At 72.7% G+C, this 19,712-nt stretch carries 1 protein-coding gene (cut by both window edges); it reads right to left on the bottom strand.

Every position in this 19,712-nt window falls within one protein-coding gene, locus tag NLX83_RS25320, for a phosphotransferase (protein WP_254237653.1), read on the bottom strand. The gene is 71,064 nt long; 14,545 of those nucleotides lie to the left of the window and 36,807 to its right, leaving coding positions 36,808-56,519 in view — codons 12,270 (complete) to 18,840 (partial); reading right to left, the first codon wholly in view occupies positions 19,710 to 19,712. Both the start codon and the stop codon lie outside the window.

Genomic DNA, 19,712 nt, shown 5'->3' with positions numbered 1-19,712 from the left:
CCCGCCCGTCGCAGCTCGCCCTCGATCCTGGCGTGGGCGCGGCCCAGTTCGGAGAGGTGCCTGCCCGCGTCACCGGCGAGGGGGGTGACCTCGGCCATGGTCTGGACGCGCCCCCCGGTGACCAGTTCCACCAGGCTGTGCGGAGCGATCTCCGCGCCGTAGGGCTTGGTGACGTCACCGTCGGTGAAGCCGTCGACGGTCGCCTCGGCGGGCAGCTTGGGCACACCGTTGACGTAGATCGAGCGCGCGGCGAGGAAGTCCTGGTAGGCGCTGCTGTTGGCGCTGTTCTGGATCGGCCCGCGCCAGGTCGCCGGTTCCTGGTGGGACGCGATCACGCCGTTGCCGTCCCGGAGGGCCTTCGCGAGGTCCTCCACCTCCGACCGCTGCGGCGGGATCAGGCCGCCGGGCCGCAGGTAGGGCGTGCCGGGCTCGGCCGAGGTGTCCGCCGCGTCGTAGACGGAGTTGAGCAGCGCCCACAGCTCCGGGCTGGACGTGGCCAGGTGCTCCCGGGTCGCCCGCGGAGCTTCGGCGACGCGCTGCATCGCCCGCTCCTGGTGCCTGCGGTTCTCGGCGCGGGCCTTCGCCCCGTCCAGGCCGAGTGCCCTGCGCAGCCTGCTTTCCCCGATGTCGTACCGCTGCGGGGCGTGCTCAGCGGCGTCGCCGGTCGTGGCCAGCTGGCCGAGCCCGGCGTGCCAGCGTTCGGCGAGCAGCTGTTCCAGGCTGATCCCCCGCCACCGCGCGATGGCCTCCCACTGCCGCACCGCCTTGGTGATGGCGTCCGGATTCGCCTCGGCGCGGGCGATGAGGATCGCCGACGCGATCAGTTCCGTGCGTGCCGCCCGGTCGGTGAGCCCACCGAGGTGTTCGGCCGCCTGGAGGGGGAGGAATCCGACGTCACCGTTGTCCTCGGCCCGCTGGACCCGCTGCGCGAGGGCATCCCAGTCCGCGCGGTCCTCGTCGCGGACGAACTCCTCGGTCGGCGTGCGCGAGCTGATCGGGCTCAGCGGGAGGCCGTGCACCGGCCTGGCCCGTTCTCCGTTGTGCACCAGCACATCGACCACGGTGCCCGCGAAGTCCACAGTGGACAGAGCGGTCAGCTCGTGCCGCGCCGGGTCGAGCAGGACCACTTCACCATCGGCGACCCTGGCGCCGTAGACCCGGGAGTCCGGTGTGCCGTCAGGACCGGGGCGGTGCACGACCACGAAGGCAAACCCGTTCCAGGTCCCCGCGAGAGCCTGCGCGATCGCCTCGGCCGGGTCGCCGGTCACCCGCTGGAACCGCCCGCCGTGGTCCTCCATGCGGCCGAACCGGCCGACTTCGCGCCCGGTGGGCCTGGTGACGTCGCCGTCTGTGAAACCGTCGAAGGTCCGGGGCGCGGCGGTCGACCGGGCGGTGCCGAGGACCCGGTCCCGCAGGGCGAGCACGGCGTCGGCATCGCTGAGCGCCATCGTGGGATCGGCCGTGCCGCCGGGGTTCACCGCGCGCATGGCCGCGTGCAGTTCGGCCTTGGTCCACTGGGCGCCCTCGTGGCGGAACTCGGCGCCGAACACCACGTGCCCGTGGAACGGCACCCGCAGGGCACCGCGTTCGTCGTGGACGCGCGTCACTTCAGCGGGCGGGGTGTCGTCGGCCGTTCCAGTCGGCAGCGGCTCCCCGGCGACCGCGTCGACCGCGTCGGCGTTGGTCAGCTGCCACGTGTGCTCGGGCAGGGCGCGCTGGTCCTGCTCGGGCAGCGCGGCCAGGTCCTCGCGCGCGGACAGCCGCAGCAGGTAGTCGCGTTCGGCGAGCAGCAGCCGGGCGGTCTCGCTCAGCCGTGCGTCGCTGACCGCCGTCCACTCCGCGTCCGCGGGCAGCCCCGCGGCCACGCGATCGGCGAACTCCAGGAAGTCCTGCTCCAGCAACGCGATCGCGGCCCGGTCGAAGCCCGCCTCCCGCATGCCCGTGGCCCACTGGGCGGCCATCACGTTCAGCACGGCGATCCGGCCCGCCGTCTCGGCGTCGACCCTGGCCGCCTTGGGGCCGCGGGGGAGCAGGCGGCGCAGCCGCCCGGTCGGTTCCGCCGCCTCGTGCGCCAGCTTGCCGAGGTGGTAGGCGTACTCGCGCACGACGCGCTGGTAGCCCAGCTCGTCGCCGGTGTCGCGGTACGTGCCGAACCTGATGTTCGCCTGGCCCTCCCGGACCTGGAACGCGGAGAGCTGGCCGTACTGTCCCTCCGGCGTGCCGAACATCGTGCCGGTGACCAGGTTCAGCCGCGTGGAGCCGAGGGTGATCGCCACCGGCCCGCCGGACTCGTGCTCGCCGTGGGTCAGTCCGGGCACCGCGCCGGAGGTGACGAGGTCGTCCAGCACGCTCGCCACGTCGCCCGAAGCGGCGTCGAAACCCCGGCGCGCGGGGGCGGCCCGCAGCGGCTCGGGCAGGTCGGGACCGGCGTCGAGCCCGGCCAGGCCCTCGTCGGCGACCCGGGTGATCTGGAACCAGTCCGCCAGCGTGGACATGGCCAGCCGGGCGCGGGGGGAGAGGCCGCCGCCCTGGATGATCCGCGCCATGCCGTCCTCGCCGACCTCGGCGACCAGCCCGTACGTCTCGGCACGGAACTCGATCCAGAGGTCCGAGACCTCCGGACCACCGTGGGGCGCGCTCATCGTGGGACCCGTGGCCATGCCGGTGGCGACCAGGGCGTTGGCGAGGGCGTTGAGCTTGTTGAGGCGGCGGCGCACGTGAGCCATGTGCCTCGTGGGCTCGCCGTCGCTCATGCTCGGCGTGCTCAGCTCGTCCAGAGCGCCGACCTGGCGCAGCGAGTCCCCGACGGTCCCGAGCACCTCCGCGACCTCGACCGCCGCGTCGGTGACGTCCTTGCCCGCAGGGACCTCGATGATGGCGACGGTGCGGCCGGTGGCACTGGTGTACGTCGACGAATGCGCCCAGCGGGTGTCGCGGTCGGTGGTGGTGCGCAGCGCGACGTCGACGGAGCGGCCCAAGCTGTGGAAGGTGACCCGCGGCAGGTCCGTGCCCTCCGTCTCGACGGTCATGCCGGGTAGCGGCCCCATGACCGCCAACAGTTCGTCGACGGCGGCCAGGCCCTCGACCGTGCCCGCCGGTGACGCGTGGTCGTGGCCGTCACCGTGGAACAGGAAGCGGACGTGCTCGCCGCCCTCCTTCGGGTTCCCGGGAGCGGGCATGGGCACGGTGCCGGGGTTTCCGGCGAGCGCGGCGTTCGCCACGTCGTGGGCGTGCTGTTCGAGCACGGCGACGGAGGTGTTGGCAGGACTCAGCCCGGCGCGCAGCTGCTGGGCGTGCGCCAGCTCGTGGATCACGACCCGCATGCGGGTCTCCGGGTCGGCGAAGGCGCTCGGCGCCAGCCAGATCTCGTTGCCGCCCTTGTCGACGGGCGTGGCGCCGGGCGCGCCCTCCCGTGCCATCCAGTCCAGTGTCGGCCCGTCGTCGACGAGGACGACCTTGACCGCGTTGTCGCCCTGGAGCAGGTGCCCGAGCCCGGCCGCCTCGGCCGCCTCGTGGACCTCGGCCATCCACTGCTCGTGGACCAGCCCCATCACCCGCGCCTGGGCGGGGGCGTCGGCCACCTGGTCCTGCCAGGCGTGGCCCGCCAGGTGGTCCTCGTTGAGCTTGGCGAGGGCGTCCTGGACGGCGGCTTCGGCGCCCGTCGTGCCCCGGTAAGCACTGCCGGACCGCACCGCGACGAGCCCGCCGGGAGTGACCCGGACGCTCACCGCGCCCTGGACACCGTCGTCGTTGTGGGCGACGACGACGAAGTCGTGCTCGGTGCGGAAGGCGTCGCGGACGTTGTCCCGGCCCGCGCGGATCCGCTCGGACGTGCCCGGCTCGCTCCGGGTGAGCGCCTCGGCCTGGCGGGCGAAGGTGTCCCACGACGCCGTTCCCGGCTGCACCACCGTGATCCGGCCGTTCTCGGCGAAGGGCGTCGCGATGGTCGACGCGGGGACGTCGACGGTGATCGAGCTGTCGGGGTACACCAGCGCGGTCGTCCACACGGCCGCGGCCAGCTCGGCGACGGTCAGCACCGTGCCGCCCGGGTGGTCGGGGTGACTCGGCACCAGCACCTGGTCGCCCGACAACGGGATCACGGCGACGTACCTCGGCGAGTCCTCGCCGAGCAGGGCGTACATCGGCAGGTTCTGGTTGTGCAGGGTCCGCACCAGCTGCGGCAGCTCGGTCGTCGCCACCGGCGCGGTCCGCGTCGGCAGACCGGTCAGCGAGGTGACGACCTTGCCGAACTCGCTCGCCGTGAGCGGGCTGTGGTCGGCCAGGTACGACGCCTGCGGCGCCGAGAACACCGAGTAGACCTTCTCCCAGAGCCGCATCCAGTGCGGGGTGCGCTCCTCGGCGCCCTGGTCGTAGGTCGGCAGCTGCTGGGTCACCGCGACCGGGACCCGGCCCGCGGGAACCGCGGTCGAGCCGTCCGAGACCGCCTGGAACGGCGTCACCACGACCAGGTCCGCCTCGTTGGGGTGGTTCTGGAACTGGGCGAACGCGTGTTCCGGATCGGTCGCGACGAAGCCGAGCATGGCCTGGAACAGGTCCCTGTGCTGCACCAGGTCGCCGGAGATATCGGACGGGCTGACGAGCATGCCGAAGGTCCGGTCGTCCTGAGTGGACGGTCGGTGCCGGTCGACCGTCCAGTCCTGCTTGTGGCCGGTCGTGCGGTTGACGTAGACGGTCGGGTTCCGCGGGCTCCGCGGGCTGTCGGGGGAGTGGTAGAGGTCGACCAGCGCGCCGACGCCGCGGTGGGCGAGGACCATCGTGCGCCCGCCGCGGTCGTAGTAGAACTCGTGATCCTCCAGCAGGGCCAGCATTTCCGCGTTGCCCTCGTGCTGTTCCGCGAACGCCGCGCGGGCCAGCCGCCGGTCGGACTCCGCGGACGGGAGGTGGTCGGCGGGCAGACCCGCGCGGGCGCGGAGTTCGGCGATCTCCACCGGGGTGGTCGCCGGGTGCTGGTGGGCGGTGATGTCGACGGCGTCGGCGTAGTGCGGGTCGGCCGGACGCACCGAGTCGGCCAGCGCGGCGTTCAACGGCTGGGCGACTTCGTGCGGCAGCTGGTCGACCAGTTCCGCGGTGTTCGCCGCGGGCGCGCGATCGGTCAGATACGCACCTGCCGAGTCCCGCCAGGCCGCGATGAGGGCGGTCTCCAGCGTCGGGACGTCCTCGCCGTCGCGCAGCGCCCGGTCCTCGGCGAGCGCCATGAAGGACTCCAGCGCCCGCTGGAGCCTCTCGGCGTTCTGGCCGGTGGCGTTGAACCAGATGTGGAAGTGCGCCTTCGCCCGCTGGTCGGAGAGCGAGGAGTACATCTCGACCAGCTCGGGGGTGAGCCCGCGCGGCATCTCCAGCTCGGCCGCGAGGTGGGCCCCGGCCACGGCGACCGCCTCGGCCCGCGCCCTGGCGGTGTGGGCCTGGTCGTCGAGCACCGCCGCGCTCGGCGGGACGGTGTTCAGCTCGCTCGGCACGGCGACCGGCAGGTATGCCTGGCTGCCGTCGCTGTTGAACATCACGACGTCCACCCGGCTGACGTCGCGGATCTCCGCCATCGGCGGGTTCGACCCGCGGCGGGAGAGGAGCCGCTTGGTGACTCCCTCGACCTTCGCGAACGGCTTGTCGATCTCGATGTCCTCGGCGGCGTGGACGTGGATCTCGCCACCGTGGTTGACCAGGAACACGGCCCCGCGCCGTCCGGTCGGGTCGTCCTCGGTGATGTGCAGGATCATCGCGATCCCGCCGTCGCCGACGACCTCGCGGAGCTGGTTGGCGACCGCCGCCTGGTGCTGGGCGAGGCGCCGCACCTCCTCGTCCGGCGTCCGGGCGGGCGCGAAGCGCGCCACCGTCTGCACCTGGGCGCCGGTGACCAGGGACAACCGGCCGATCGGGTCGAGCTCTCCGCGGATCGGCTCGGCGACGGTCCCCTTCTTGGTCTGCTTGCGCTCGTAGCCGTTGACGGTTTCCTTCGCGGGCAGCTTCAGCCGCCCGTCCTGGTACATCGACTTGAGGGCGAGCAGCTTCTCCACCGGGCTCGCTGCATCCACGTCGAAGATCCACTTGGCGAGCTTCTTCGGGGCCTGGCGGGGCGCGAGCCTGCCGGAGGCGTCCGCGCCGAGTGCCTTGCCCGCCTGCTGGAGCTCCAGCGTCAACGGCGGCAGCAGACCACCGGGCCGCAGGTAGGGCGATGCGGGCTCGTTCGACGGGAGCTCCGCGTCGTAGAGCGAGTTCACCGCGGCGAACACGTGCGGGTACGCGGTCAGGTCCCGCTGCGCCTCTTCGCTGACCTCGGCGTCGCGCAGCGCCTCCGCCCGCTTCGCCAGGTCCTCGTTGAGCTTGTGCGTCTTCTTCGGGTTGGTGCCCTCATCCAGGTCGTAGAGGGTCGGCGTGCCCACGTCCGCGGTGCGGACCTCGGCCAGGGAGTGCAGTCCGGCCTGCCACGCCGTGGCGAGCAGCTGCTCCAGGGTGACGCCGCGCCACTGGGCGATGGCCTCCCACTGGCGCACGGCCTTGCCGAAGAGCTCCGGGTTGTTCCTGGCGTCCGCGGTCTCGGCCAGCGCGCGCATTTGCAGCCGCGCCGCCCGGTCCCGGAACCCGGCGAAGTGCTGGGCCGCGTTCGGCGAGAGGACGGCGTTCATGTCCTGGCCGCGCTGTTCGGCCCGCATGGCCCGGAGGCCGGTCTCGATCCACCCGCGCCGCTCGAAGTCCGGGAGGGCTTCGAGGTAGGCGGCGGTCGGCGGGCGCGAGGTGATCGGGCTCAGCGAGAGACGGGGCACCGGCCTGGCCTGATTGCCCTCGAACACCATCACGTCGACGGCGAGCACTCCATCGTCCAATGTGGACAGAGGGGCGAAGTCCACTCGCGCGGGGTCGAGCAGGACCAGTTCGCCGTCCGCGATCCTCGCGCCGTACACCCGGGACACCGGCTCACCGTCCGGGCCCGCTCGGTGCACGACCACATAGGCGAACCCGTTGGCGGTGGACCGCAGGGCCCCCGTCAGCGCTTCGGCCGGGGACTGCCCGGCGGGGACCCGCTGGAACCGGCCGCCCCGGTCCTCCAGGCGGCCGAGACGACCGGACTCCGTGCCGGTGGGCCTGGTGACGTCGCCGTCGGCGAAGCCGTCGAAGGTGCGCGGTGCGACCACCGACCGGGCGGTCTCGGACAGGTGGTCGTGCAGCGCCATCGCGGCGTCGGCGTCGCTGAGCGCCACCGTGGGATCGGCCGCGCCGAGCGGGTTGACCGCCCGCATCGCGGTGGACAGGCCCTCCCTGGTCCGCGAGTCGGGCCGGTGGTCGGCGGCGAGCAGTTCGTGCCCGAGGAACGGCGCCCGCAGACCCTCCCGCTCGTCGAGGACCCGGGTGACCTCCGCGGGCGGGAACTCCTGCTCGGGCGCTGCCGTCCGCGGCCTACGGGGGCCCGCGGCCTCGCGCATCAGGTCCACGTCGGTGTTGGCGACCCCGTGCAGGTCTCCCGGCAACCGCTGCTGCTGCGACTCCGGAAGCGCGCCGAGCGCGTCCCTGGCGGCGATGCGCAGCAGGTACTCGCGCTCGCCCAGCAACGTGCGCGCCGGGGCGGAGAGCCGCTCGTCGATGAACGCGGCGCGCCCGTCCTCCGGCAAGGCCACGAGGACCTGGTCGGCGAAGTCCAGGATCTCCGCCTGCGCCGCCGCCAGCGCTTCCCGGTCGAAACCGTTGTCCTGCAAGCGAACCGACCACTGGTAGGCCACGAGGTTCAGGACCGCGACCTGACCCGCGAGGTGCCTGCGCCGCCGCTCCTCCTGCTCGGCCGCGGCCCGCTCCGCCTCCGTCGCCTTCGCCTTCGGCGGTTCGACGTTCTCCGCGACGCCACCGAGGTAGTAGGCGATCTCCCGGGTGATCCGGTCGGTGCCGAGCTCGGCGGGCACGATGAGGTAGATCTTCTGCTGCTTGTCGCGATCCGTCCTCACCATGCTGGACAGCGGCGCGGACGCCTCCACGAGCGGGATGAACCCGAAGGTCGCCTGCGGGATCATGTGCTCGTTCGGAGTGTTGCCGGAAAGGACGATCAGTTCGAACTCCAGCGAACCGAGCGTGACCTCGACGGAGGAGAAGTCGTCCTCGGCCTCGGCGGTCAGCTCCGCGACCGCGCCCGAGACGGCCAGCTCCTCGATCAGCTTCACCCTGTCGCGGGGGGAGTTGTTGAAGGCGGGGCGCGGCGCGAGCGGCTGGATCGGCGCCACCGGCGTGGCCGCCACGGCGTCGGCGTCAGGGGCCACCACCACGTCCCGGAACGCGGCCTGCTCCCGCAGCATCGCCCGGGCGCGCGGCGAGAGCAGCCCCGCCTCGACGAACCTGGGCAGTGCCTCCGCGACGGTCAGCACGCCGCCACCGGGCTGCGGGACGGTGAGCTGGAGCGCGGTGAAACCGAACTCCTCGGCCAGGGCCTCGCGGGTTTCCGGGTCGAAGGTCGTGACCATCTGGTCGGCGATCACGTTCAGCTTCGCCAGGCGCCCGGCCACGTCGGCGGGGACGAGCGCGATGTCGGCCGGGGCCGCCTCCGCGCCGAACACGGCCACCAGCTCGGCGAGCTGCGCCAGCACCTCGGCCTTGGTCTTGAAGTGGCCGAGGGAGACGGTCAGCACGGCCGGGCCGCCCGCCGGGCTGTACCGGACGTCGGTCGAGGTGCGCTCCGCCGTCCACTTGCGGACGACGTTCAGTTCGACGGTCGTCCCGGACTCGGTGAAGGTGATCCGGGGCAGCGCGCCGTCGGCCACCTCGACCCGCACGCCCGGGATCGCGCGCAGTGCCGGGACCAGCTCGTCGAGCGTGACGACGGACTCGCCCCGCTCGTTCAGGAGCAGGTAAGCCGGGGCACCGGTGAGCCGCGCGTTGACCGCGTCGTTGAGCGTTCGCACGTCCTCCACGGACCAGGCGGAGTTGAACGAGGGGTGCTCCGCGCCCAGCCTGCGCCCCATCGCGTTGTGCAGCGCGGTCTGCTCGGACCGCTGGTCGATGTTCTCGTTGACGGGCAGCCAGTTCGCGTTCGCGCGCTCGATCAGCGCGAACTCGGCGGTGCCGAGCGCGGCGGTGTTCGTGCTGCCGGTCGAGATGACCTCGAAGGAGGTCTGGTCTGCGTTGGTGAAGCCGATGACGGCCTCGACCCGGCCCTCCACGTGAGCGATGGCGAACGCCTCACCGTTGGCCAGCGCCTCGCGCAGCGCGGGGCCGCCCTCGTCGTCCGACAGCTCGGCCGCGATGCGGCGGAACTGCTCCAAGGCGACGATGTCCGCGTTCCTCGTGCTCGGGTCGAGGACCACGAACGCCCCGTGCCGCCCGAGGAACTCCTTCGCCTGTGCGGCGAGGAACTCGACGGCCGCGTCGGGCACCCCGAGGCCGGTGTTCGGTGGGATCGCGTCGATCGACGGTGCCGTGTGCCCGTGGTCCTCGCTGTGGAAGAGGAACGGCGTAAGGATCTCGTCCTTGTCCACCCGCGAGGAGTCCTCGGTGGGCAGCGGCACGTCGGGCCTGGTCTGGCCACCCGCCCTGGCGAGCGCCACCTCGGCGACCAGCCGCGCGTGCGTCTCCAGCACGTTCACCGGGGTGTTCGTGGGGTCCAGGCCCGAGTGGAGCTGCTTGACGTGGGCCAGCTCGTGCGCCAGCACCTCGATCAGGGTCGCCTCGTCGGCGAAGGCGCCCGGCGCGAGCCAGATCTCCTCGCCGCCCTTGTCGACCGGGGTCGCCCCGAGCGCGCCTTCCCGCTCCATCCAGGCCAGCGTCGGCGCGTCGTCGATGAACTCGACGTAGTCGACGAGGTCGAGGTAGGCGGTGAGCCCGGCGCGCTCCGCGGCGGCCTCGACGGCGGCGAGCTTCTCGTCCTGGACGCGCTCCCGCTCCGCGACGTCGACGGTGTCGGCCTCCTGGGACTCCCACCGGCGGCCGCCCAGCCGCTCCCGCACGCCGTCGGCGACCTGCGCGGCGTCCTGGAGGGTCCACACGGAGCCGAGTCCGTCGAAGCCCGGCTGGACCTGCTCGGCCTCGTCGCCGGTCCGGCGGCCGATCGCCTGGTGGTAGGGCGCGAGGCTGTCGAACTCGAAGCTGCTGACCACCTGGCGCTGCTGCTGTGCGGCGAGGTCGGCGAGGGCGTACTGGAGCGCGGTGCCCGCGCCGGGAACGCCCCGGTAGGCGTTGCCGAGCGCGGTCACGGCGAGGCTGCCGCCCTCGATCTTGACGCCCAGCGACGCCTGGATCCCGTTGGCGTCGTGGGCGACCAGGACGACGTCGTGCGGCTGCGTGAAGGAGCTGCGCACGTTCATCCGCCCGTACTCGATGCGCTCGGGCGTCTCCCCCCGGCTCCGGGTGAGTGCCAGCGCCTGCCGCTCGAACTCCGCCCACTCCGGCGTGTCGTTGGCGACCATGGTGATCCGGCCGCCACTGGCGAAGAACTGCCCGACGTGGTCGGCGATGAAGTCCATGGCCTGCTCGGGGACACCCCGGCCGACGTTGGGCTCGATCGGCGGCCAGCCCTCGAACAGGTGCTGGATCTCGTCGGTGGCAGAGGTCGGAGCCTGCCCGGTGCGCTCGGGCAACCGCACCTCGGCGGGGGTCTCGCCGCGAGCCCTGGCGAGCGCGGCGTCGGCCGAGGCGCGGGCGTGCGCTTCGAGCACGCTGACGCTGGTGGTGGACGGGGTGAGCCCGGCGCGCAGCTGCTGGGCGTGCGCGAGCTCGTGCGCGAGCACCTCGATGAGGGTGTCCTGGTTGGCGAACGCGGCCGGGCTCAGCCAGATCTCCCGGCCGTGCTTCTCGACCGGCGTGGAGCCGCGGGCGTTCTCCTCCCGCATCCAGTCCACGGTCGGCGCGTCGTCGATCGGGACGACCGTGACACCGTTGAGCTGTTCGAGGAGCCCGGCCTTCTCCGCGGCTTCCTGGACCATGCGGAGTTTCTCGGCCCTGGCCAGCTCCCGTCCCGTGGTGCTGGCCGGGTCGGCCTCCGGCGACTCCCAGCCGCGCCCGCCGAGGCGCTCCCGCACCCCGTTCGCGACCCGCTCGACGTCGCCCGCGGTCCACACGGAGTTGTACTTGGCCCTGTCCTGGAACTCGGTGCCGAACTGGTAGAGCGCGTCGGCCTCGGGCTCCTCGGAGTCGGCGTGGACGTCGAGCAGGTACAGGTACTCGTCGTCGAGCTGGTAGGCCACCTCGTCGAGGCGGCGGCCGATGACCGCGTGGTAGCCCTCGGCGTCCTCCTTCGAGTACCCGCTCCGCACGCCGGTGCCGTCCCGGTGGGCCAGGTCGGCCAGGGCGTACTGGAGGGCGGTGCCCGCGCCCGAAGCACCGCGGTAAGCGTTGCCCAGCCCCTGCACCTCGTAGCCGGAGTCGGTTTTCTTGACGCTCAGGGTTCCCTGGATGCCGTTGGCGTCGTGGGCGACGATGACGAAGTCGTGGTCCTTGCGGAAGGATTCCAGCACGTTCTTCCGGCCGTACCGTTCCCGCTCCGTGCTCTCCGGTCCGCTCTGGGTGAGCGCCAGCGCCTGCCGCTCGAACTCGGCTGCCCTCGCCGTACCGTCCTCGACCACGGTGATGCGCCCGCCGTCGCCGAGGAACCGGTCGGTGTAGTAGGCGATGAAGTCCAGCGCCTCCGCGGGGACGTCCTCGCCGGAGTGCGGCGGGATGATCGCGGGCGGGCGGGGCACCGTCGCGGGCTCGGCTTGGGTGGCGATCCGCCCCTGGACGCCGTCGACGATCTGCCGCGCGTCCTCCGCTGACCAGAAGGAGTTGAGGTCCTCGGCGCCGAACCGGGCGACGGTCTTGTCCAGCTGGCGGCCGATCGCGTTGTGGAACGGCCTGGAGTCCGCGTCGGCGACGCTGGCCACCGCCAGGTCGTTGTCCACCACGTACTGCGCGAGCACGAGTTCGACGGCGACCGCGGCTCCGCGCACACCGGGCTCGTGGGAGCTGCCGAGCGCGGAGATCTCGACGGTGCCGTTCGACTCGGTGATCCGGGCCGCGGCGTGGGGTTCGCCGTTCACGTGCGCGACGAGGATCTTCTCGCCGTACTGGAGCGCGTCCTTGAGGTACTGGCGGCCCTTGTCGGCCTGCGGGTCGCCGGTCGGCTCGGCCACCAGTGCCGCCGCCTTCTCGAAGAAGCCGATCCACCGGCTGTCCTCCATCCCGTCGACGATCACGACCTCTCCGCCCAGCGCGCGGAACGCGTTGGCGTGGAAGGCGATGAAGTCGATCGCGGCGGCCGGGACGCCCTGGCCGGTGTTCGGCGGGACGTCGGTGGCCGCGGGCCGGGTCAGCTGACGAGCGTCATCCCCGGCCGCGGCGGCGTCTCCGACCGTTCCACGAGCACCGTCGTCCTGCCCTCGGCCCGTGCCCTCGGTGTCGGGAACTCCACCCCGAGCACCTGCCACTGCCCGTCCGTTTCCGGATCGCGCAGCAGCACGTCGTCCGTCATCGTCCCCGCCGTCAGGTACCCCGACACCAGGAGTCCCGACCTCGTCGGCAGGTCGTCCACGATCGTCACCCGAAACTGCACTGCCACTGTCGTCTCCTCCATCGCCGTTCTGGGGGGTCACGCCCGGGGAGTGGAACAAGTACGGGACCGGGCCCTGGGCCAAATCCTCTTCCGCGTACCGCGTGTCGGGCATCGCCGGGCCCTGGGCGAGCTTGTCCCGCAGGCGCTGCAAGGCCGCCTCGGCGTGCGCCCGGGCGTTGCGCTCCAGCACGTCGACGGGCGTGTTGCCCGGGGTGTGGCCGTCGCGCAGCTGGTCGCGGTGCGCCAGCTCCTCGGCGACCGCGTCGACCAGGATCTCCATGCTGGAGAAGGCGCCGGGGGACAGGTAGATCGTCCTGATCCCCTGCTCGTCCGCCTCCGTGGTGATCATGGCGAGGGCGAGCTCCCGCTCCAGCCGCTCCAGCGTCGAGGTGTGCCGGGGGTCGGCGGGGTCGAGGATCTCGAACCGCACCCCGGTCTCGTGGTCCAGCTCGGCGAGCCCGGCGACCCACTCGACCGAGGCCATGCCCACCGGCAGCTGGCGCAGCTCGATGTCGGAGGCCATGATCTCGTGCTCCACCGGCGCGGGCGGGAGCTCGGCGTCCGGGTGGGTCTGCCGGGCCAGCCGGTCGAGATCGGCGTCGGTCCAGTTCTCCGGCAGCGCGCTCCCGTCGATGCCGTGCCGGTCGAGGACCTCGTGCGGCACGGCGTTCTCGTCGGCGTTGAGCTCGCGCAGGATCTGCGCGGTCACCGGGTTCAGCTCGCCGGTGACCGCCGCGAACTGCAGGTAGACGTCCCGGAGCTGCTGCTCTGCGTTGAGGAAACCGTGGCCGTACGCCAGTGCGTACTGGGCCCGGTGGTCGGAGATCAGCGCGGAGTCGCGGGACATCAGGTAGCCGTTCACCTTGTCCCGCATGTTGTTGCCCGCCATGTTCCAGCCGGTCACGACGCTGTTGACGCTGATCGCGACGGCCGTGCTGAGCACCTGGAAGAGCATCTTGGCCGGGCTGGCCCCACCACCGGCGAGCTGGCTGGTGGCGCGGCCGACGAAGCTGCCGAGGTTGCCGGAACCGATCTCCATCCGGACGAAGTTCGCCTGGCCGGCGACCCCGGTCGCCCCGTGGCGGATCTCCGCGGCCCACCCCCGGATCTCGCTGATCATGGCGCGCGCGTCGGTGCCGATGACCATCGCGTCCGCGTCGCCCTCGTTGGGCCGCAGCACGGTGGGCTCACCCGGCACCCCGGGCACCACGCGCAGGAGCAGGTGGCGCCGGTGGTTGCTGCGGAGCTTGGCGGAGATCTCCCACGGGCCCGGGTCGTCCACCCCGTCGACCATGATCATGTACGTGCCGGGGCCGATCCGGCGCACCTCGGCCACGTTCGTGATCCCGGTCAGCTCACCGTTGGTGACGAGTGCGTCGAAGTCGTCGACGATCTTCTGGCGATCGACCTCCAGCTCGGCCTCGGCCAGCTGCTCCAGCAGCTGTCGCCGCCGTGCGGCGACGTCCGGGTCGTCCGCGCGTTCCTCGATCGCCTCGCGCAGGGCCGTTGCGGCCTTGCCCAGCCTGTCGAGGCCGTGCTTGGCCAGGTCGTCCATCGACCGCGGGGTCGTCGACTCCCGCCGCAGACCGCGGCGGGTGTTCGTGCCCGCCTGCTCCAGCATCCGCTGGCTGGTCATGATCGAGGCGATGCCCTGGCCAACGGCCTGTCCCACCTCGGCGACGGCCTGACCGGTCGCCACCACGTCGCCCTGCGCCGCGCTGGTGAGCGCGCTGAGGCCGCCGCTGCCCAGCGAGCGGAGCCCGGAGTTCATCGCGAGCTGGCGCTTGCCCCACGGGTGCACGTGGGGGGCGACGGCCACGATGTCGCCGAGGTGCTCGGCCAGCCAGCGCTCCAGCGCCTCGGCCTCCAGCCTCGTGCCGTCCCCGGCCGGGTCGGGCAGCAGCATCTCGTACCAGCGGCCCTCCCCGCCGCGGCCGGTGGTCAGGTCGCTGCCCGTGGTGTTGGGGATGTACGGGACCAGCAGGCCGTCGGAGGCCGACACGAAGATCACGATGAAGTCGGGCAGCTTCGGGTGCCGGTGCGCGGACTCGAACTCGATGCGCACGGACGGCCGACCGGCGCCTGCCCGGACCTCGACCTTCTTGACCCGGTCCAGGTTCTCGGCGAGAGCCCCCAGGCGCGTCGTCGCGTCCTGGAGCATCGTGTCCGTGTCGGCGGAGACCAGCTCGGGCTGTGCCGAGTCCGGCCGCAGCCGCTGGATGTCGGCGTGCAGCCCGTCGATCCGCTCGATCGCGGCGGCCATCAGCCCGATGGAGGTGTCGGCCATCCGGGTCCGGTCGTCCAGGCTGGCGATCTTCTCCCCGTGCTGGCGGTAGCGGATCGCGTCGGTGTAGATCGCGTCCGCGGTCTGGCGGTACCTGGCGTTGAAGTAGGCCGAGAACGCCCTGCCCATCCGGGAGCCGAGGCTGGCCACGACGGCGGCCAGCATCATCTCCATGCTGTCCTCGCTCTGGGTGAGCTGCTGGGCCAGCGCCGCGAACCCGGCGGTGAACGCCGCGTCCCCGGGGAACAGGATCAGCTCCTCCTTGGCGATCACGCTCAGCTCCGGCTGGAACAGCACTGCCGACGCGGCGGCCGCGACACTGGCGAACTTCGCCGCGATCGCGGCTTCGAGCTCCGCGTCCGAGGCGTCGACCAGGTTGGGCGAGAGGGTGATCCAGTAGCGCAGCTCCGAGTCGGAGACGGTGGCGCCCCTGAGGAACTGGTCGGAGTGCTCCGTCTCGGACTCCACGAAGGAGATCTGCAGCGTCTCCGCGCCCTCCCTGGCGACGCGGAGGGTGCCGAAGTCGTGTGGCTCGTTGTCCGCGCGAGCGTCCTGCGCCGCGCGCCGGTCGGCGCTCCAGCCCGCGGTGCCCGCCATCGCCTCGATCAGCCCGGCGACGTCTTCGCTGATCGTGAGCTTGGTGCTGTTCTCGGCCGCGATCAGCTCGCCGATGTCGACGCTCGTCTCGCCCTGCTCGGCGATCCTGGCCGTGATCGCCGCCGCCAGCTCGGCGGGATCGGTGGTGCTCGCGCGCCTGGCGACGAAGGTGCCGTCCTGCACTTCGGCGGCGAGGCGGGCGCCGATCTCCCGCACCCGCCCGGCGAAGGCCTCGCGCTGGGCGGGGGTGAGCTCCACCTTCGGCTGGGGGGCGGGGGCGTCAGGAAGGGCGGCGGAGGCCGTGCCGCGCTTGGCGCCGAGCCGGTCCCTGAGTGCGCGCGCCTCCTCGGCGAACTGGGTCTTGGTCGGGCCGATGCCGCCGCGCCAGGCGGCCGCCAGCCTGCTGGCGGAGTTGCCCGCCTCGGTCTCCCTGCCCCAGGAACCGAAGAACATGCCGGGGTGCAGGGCGGAGGCCCACAGGCTCTGCGCCAGCCGGCCCGCGAGGTACGAGCCGCTCATGCCCAGCCCCACCAGCACCGAGATCGCGGTGCCGAGCGCCGCGCCGAAGGCGGCACCGCCCTCGGTCAGCAGGGCCAGCCGCACGGCGAAGCTCGGGTACGGGACCTGGGGGACGTAGTCGGCGGCGGAGGCGAGGATGATCTCGCGCAGGGCCGCGTCGATCTCCTCCATCGTGGCGCCGCGCCGGACCTCCAGGACCAGCTGGGTGCCCTCGACCCAGCCGTCGGGCAGCTCCGCCGCCCGGCCGACGCGGGTTTCCTTGGCGCGGCGCACCGCGGGCGCGTTCGGGTCGGGGTCGTCGTAGAGCCGGGTCTGCACGGTGAACCCGGGCCGGAACAGCCGCAGGCCCAGCGATCTCTCCCCGCCGGAGAACCACGCCATGGTGACGATGCCCGCGAAACCGGGGCGCTGCGTCCCGGCGGTGCCGCGCCCCTGGTAGCCGGCGTACTCGTGGCTCACCGCGGTGATGGGGGGCTCGGTGGTCTGCCTGCCGAAGATCTTGTAGAGCTTGTCGTTGAACCGGCCCTTCACCGAAGGGTCGCCGTAGTTCCTGGTCTTCAGCAGGTGCCAGGCGTGGGCCAGCTCGGGTGCCGGGTGCTCGTCGAGCGCGGTGAGCTCGCGGACCAGCGGGAGCCCCGTGGTGTTCGCCCCGGCGAAGCGCGGGTGCCCGGTGACGACCTTCTCCAGCCAGCGCAGCCGGGTCTTGCTGCCCTCGAACGCCTCGTTGAGGCCGAGGCCGTGGCCGGTGCCGTCGCCGCTGATCATCAGGCGCAGCTGGTGCTTGACCTGCTCCAGCTCCGCCGTCATCCGCTGGACGTCCGCGGGCCGGGGCTGGTCGTCGGTGAGCGCGGTCGCCAGCGCCTCGTGCTGGTCGAGCAGCGTGAGCAGCCGCTGGACCGAGTCCAGGTCGCTCGCGGCGACGGCGGCCATTCCCGGCCACCGGCCCGGGTTCGGCGTGGCGAAGAAGATCTGCGTGCCGGTGATCGAGGCGGCGCCGAGCGCGGTGTCGCTGGGATCGACCAGGACCGGGTTCCCGGCGTGCACGTCCGCCAGCGGTTCCGCCACCTCCTCGACCACGGCCAGCGCGGCGTCCAGCTCGGCGAGGGACTCGTCGGCCCGCTCCAGCGCCTGGTCGGCCCGGGCCCGCTCCAGCTCGGCGAACCTCTTCAGCTCGTCGGCGGTGATCGGCTGGCCGAACAGGGTCGCTTCGCCGTCTTCGGCCTGCGCGGCCTGCCTGGTCCAGCCGGCGAACTTGCCGAGCGCCAGGTCTGCGGCGTCGAGGTGGGGTTTCCGGCGCTGTGCGATGTCGATGACCACGTCGAGCGCGTCGGCGACGCGCGTGTAGTGGTCAGCGAGCGTCCCCTGGATGGCGGCGAGTCCGGGGTCGGTGGGGCCGGCGTAGAGCTCCGCGAGGCGACGCATCTCGGCGGCGAGCGCGACCGCGTCGGTGAGCAGTTCCTGGGACGCCCCAAGGGGTTCGCTGCCCGTCGCGGTGTCGCCCTCCTGCGCGACGGCGTCCGGGGCCAGGTAGGACTCCCAGGACGCGCGCAGCCCGAACGCGGTGTCGAGCAGGTCCCGCGTGCCCTTGAACACGGCCGCGTCACCGGTGAGGGCTTGCGCCGCGGCCGCCGGGGCGACCGGGATCTCCGTGTCCGGCTCGGTCTCGGTCTCGGCCGCCTCGGTCTCGCCGGTCTCCTCGGTCTCCTCTGCGACGTCCGGCGTGATGTCCGGATCGCCGGGGGTGACGCCGTCGGGAGGACCGTCACCGTCGGGGCGGGCGGTCTCCGGCTCACCGGTCAGCCTGCCGGTCCGCTGGACGGTCTCCAGCGCGGTGACCACGGCTTCGACGTTGTCGGCGTCCATGCCGGTGTCGAGCAGGTCGGCCCGGACGTCTTCCAGGTCGACAGCGCGGATCGCCGCCAGCAGCTCGGGGTGCAGCAGGCGCGTCGGGTCGGCGGCCTCCTCCTGGGCGAGCCGGTTGGCGAAGGGCGAGCGCCTCGGCCGGGTGAGGATGTTCTCCACCGAGTGCACCCGGTCGGAGGTGCTCGGGAACGACGCGCCGAAGTCGATCGGCCGGGGCCGCTTCTGGCCGGTCTCGTCGACCGTGGTCAGGTAGTTGTTCGGGTGCTGGTCGTCGTTGGCCGTCAGCCAGTCCAGCAGCGCCATGGCGTCCAGGTCGCGTCCACTGTAGACGGACATGTCCGGCTCGCCGGGGGCCGCGTCGTCCAGCCACAACCGGATCACGCCCGGGGCGTGCTCGCCGTCGCCCGCCCAGTAGAGGGTGGGCGGGACCAGGCCGAGCCCGAGCCGCCGGTCCAACCGGTAGGCACCGACCTCGTTGACGCCCTGGAGGTCGGGGTCGCCCTCGTCGAGGAACGGCGACCTCGGCTTGTGGATGGTGCTGATGTCGTTGGCCAGCAAGAACTTCTTGGCGGCGTTCAACGAGAAGTTGAGGTCGTCGCCGAAGCTGGCCAGGTCGATGTCGGCGAGGTCGTCGTCGGCCATCAGGGAGTCGGTGACGACGTCCTCCGCCGCCCGGATACCGGCCGCCAGGCCCTCGCGCAGCGGTCGCAGCGCCGCGTCGTCGCTCGGGCCCTGGGCCGGGACGACCGCAGCCGGGGCGATCGGGAGGTCGGTGTCCGGCTCGGTGTCCGGCTCGCCGGTCAGCCTGCCGGTCCGCTGGACGGTCTCCAGCGCGGTCAGCACGGCCTCGATCCGGTCGTCCTCCAGCCCGGCCGCGACCAGGTCCGCGCGCAGCTGCGCGGGCGTGACGGCGCGGATGTCGGCCAGCAGTCCGGGGTGCAGCCTCCGCGTCGGGTCCGCCAGCTCCTCCAGCACCACCTTGCTCGCGAAGGGTGAGCGCTTCGGCCTGGTGCGGATGTTCTCCTCGGTGAAGGCCCGGTCGGAGGTCCCGGGGAAGGAGACGCCGAAGTCGACCGGGTGCGGCCGCTTCTCGCCGGTCTCCTCGTCGATCGTGGTCAGGTAGTTGTTCGGGTGCTGGTCGTCGTTGCCGACCAGCCAGTCCAGGAAGGCCATCGCGTCCTGGTGCCGCCTGCTGTAGGCGGAGGTGTCCGGGTCACCGGGCGTCGCGTTGTCCAGCCACTGGCGGATCACGCCGGGCCCGTGCTCCTCGTCGCCCTCCCAGTACGTGGTCGCGGGCACCAGGCCGAGCTTGAACCGCCGGTCCACCGCGTACGCCGAGACCTCGTTGACGCCCTGCTGGTCGGCGTCGCCCTCGTCGAGGAACGGCGACCTCGGCTTGTGGATGGTGCTGACGTCGTTGCCCAGCAGGAACTTCTTGCTGGCGTTGAGCGAGAAGTTGAGGTCGTCGCCGAAGCTGTCCAGGTCGATGCCCGCGAGGTCCTCGTCGGCCATCAGGGAGTCGGTGACGATGTCCTCCGCCGACTGGACGCCCGCCGCGAGCCCGTCCAGCAGCAGCTGGACCGGATCGCCGGAGCCGTGGTCGTCGTGCGCGGTGTGGTACAGCCGCGGGACGGGCGCCGTCGCCAGGGGCAGGTGGGCGTAGTCGCTCTGCGCGGGGAACCTCGGCGGGACACCGCCCTCCAGGTTGTGCAGCCGGGCGACCGCCGCGCGACCGTGCTCGTGGGCGTCGGTCTCCAGCACCTCCACCGGCGTGTTGCCCGGCGTGTACCCCGCGCGCAGCCGGTCGGCGTGCCGCAGCTCGTGCGCGACGGTCTCCACCAGGGTGTCGAGGGTGGCGAAGGCCGACGGCGCCAGGTAGATCACCGTGCCACCCGCCTCGGTCGGCACGAAGCCGTGCTGCCGCTCCCGCTC

The organism is Allokutzneria sp. A3M-2-11 16 (genome assembly GCF_024213555.1).
Taxonomy (GTDB): domain Bacteria; phylum Actinomycetota; class Actinomycetes; order Mycobacteriales; family Pseudonocardiaceae; genus Allokutzneria.
Note: the sequence above shows the minus strand (reverse complement) of the source record. Positions and strands in the feature narration are given on the sequence as shown.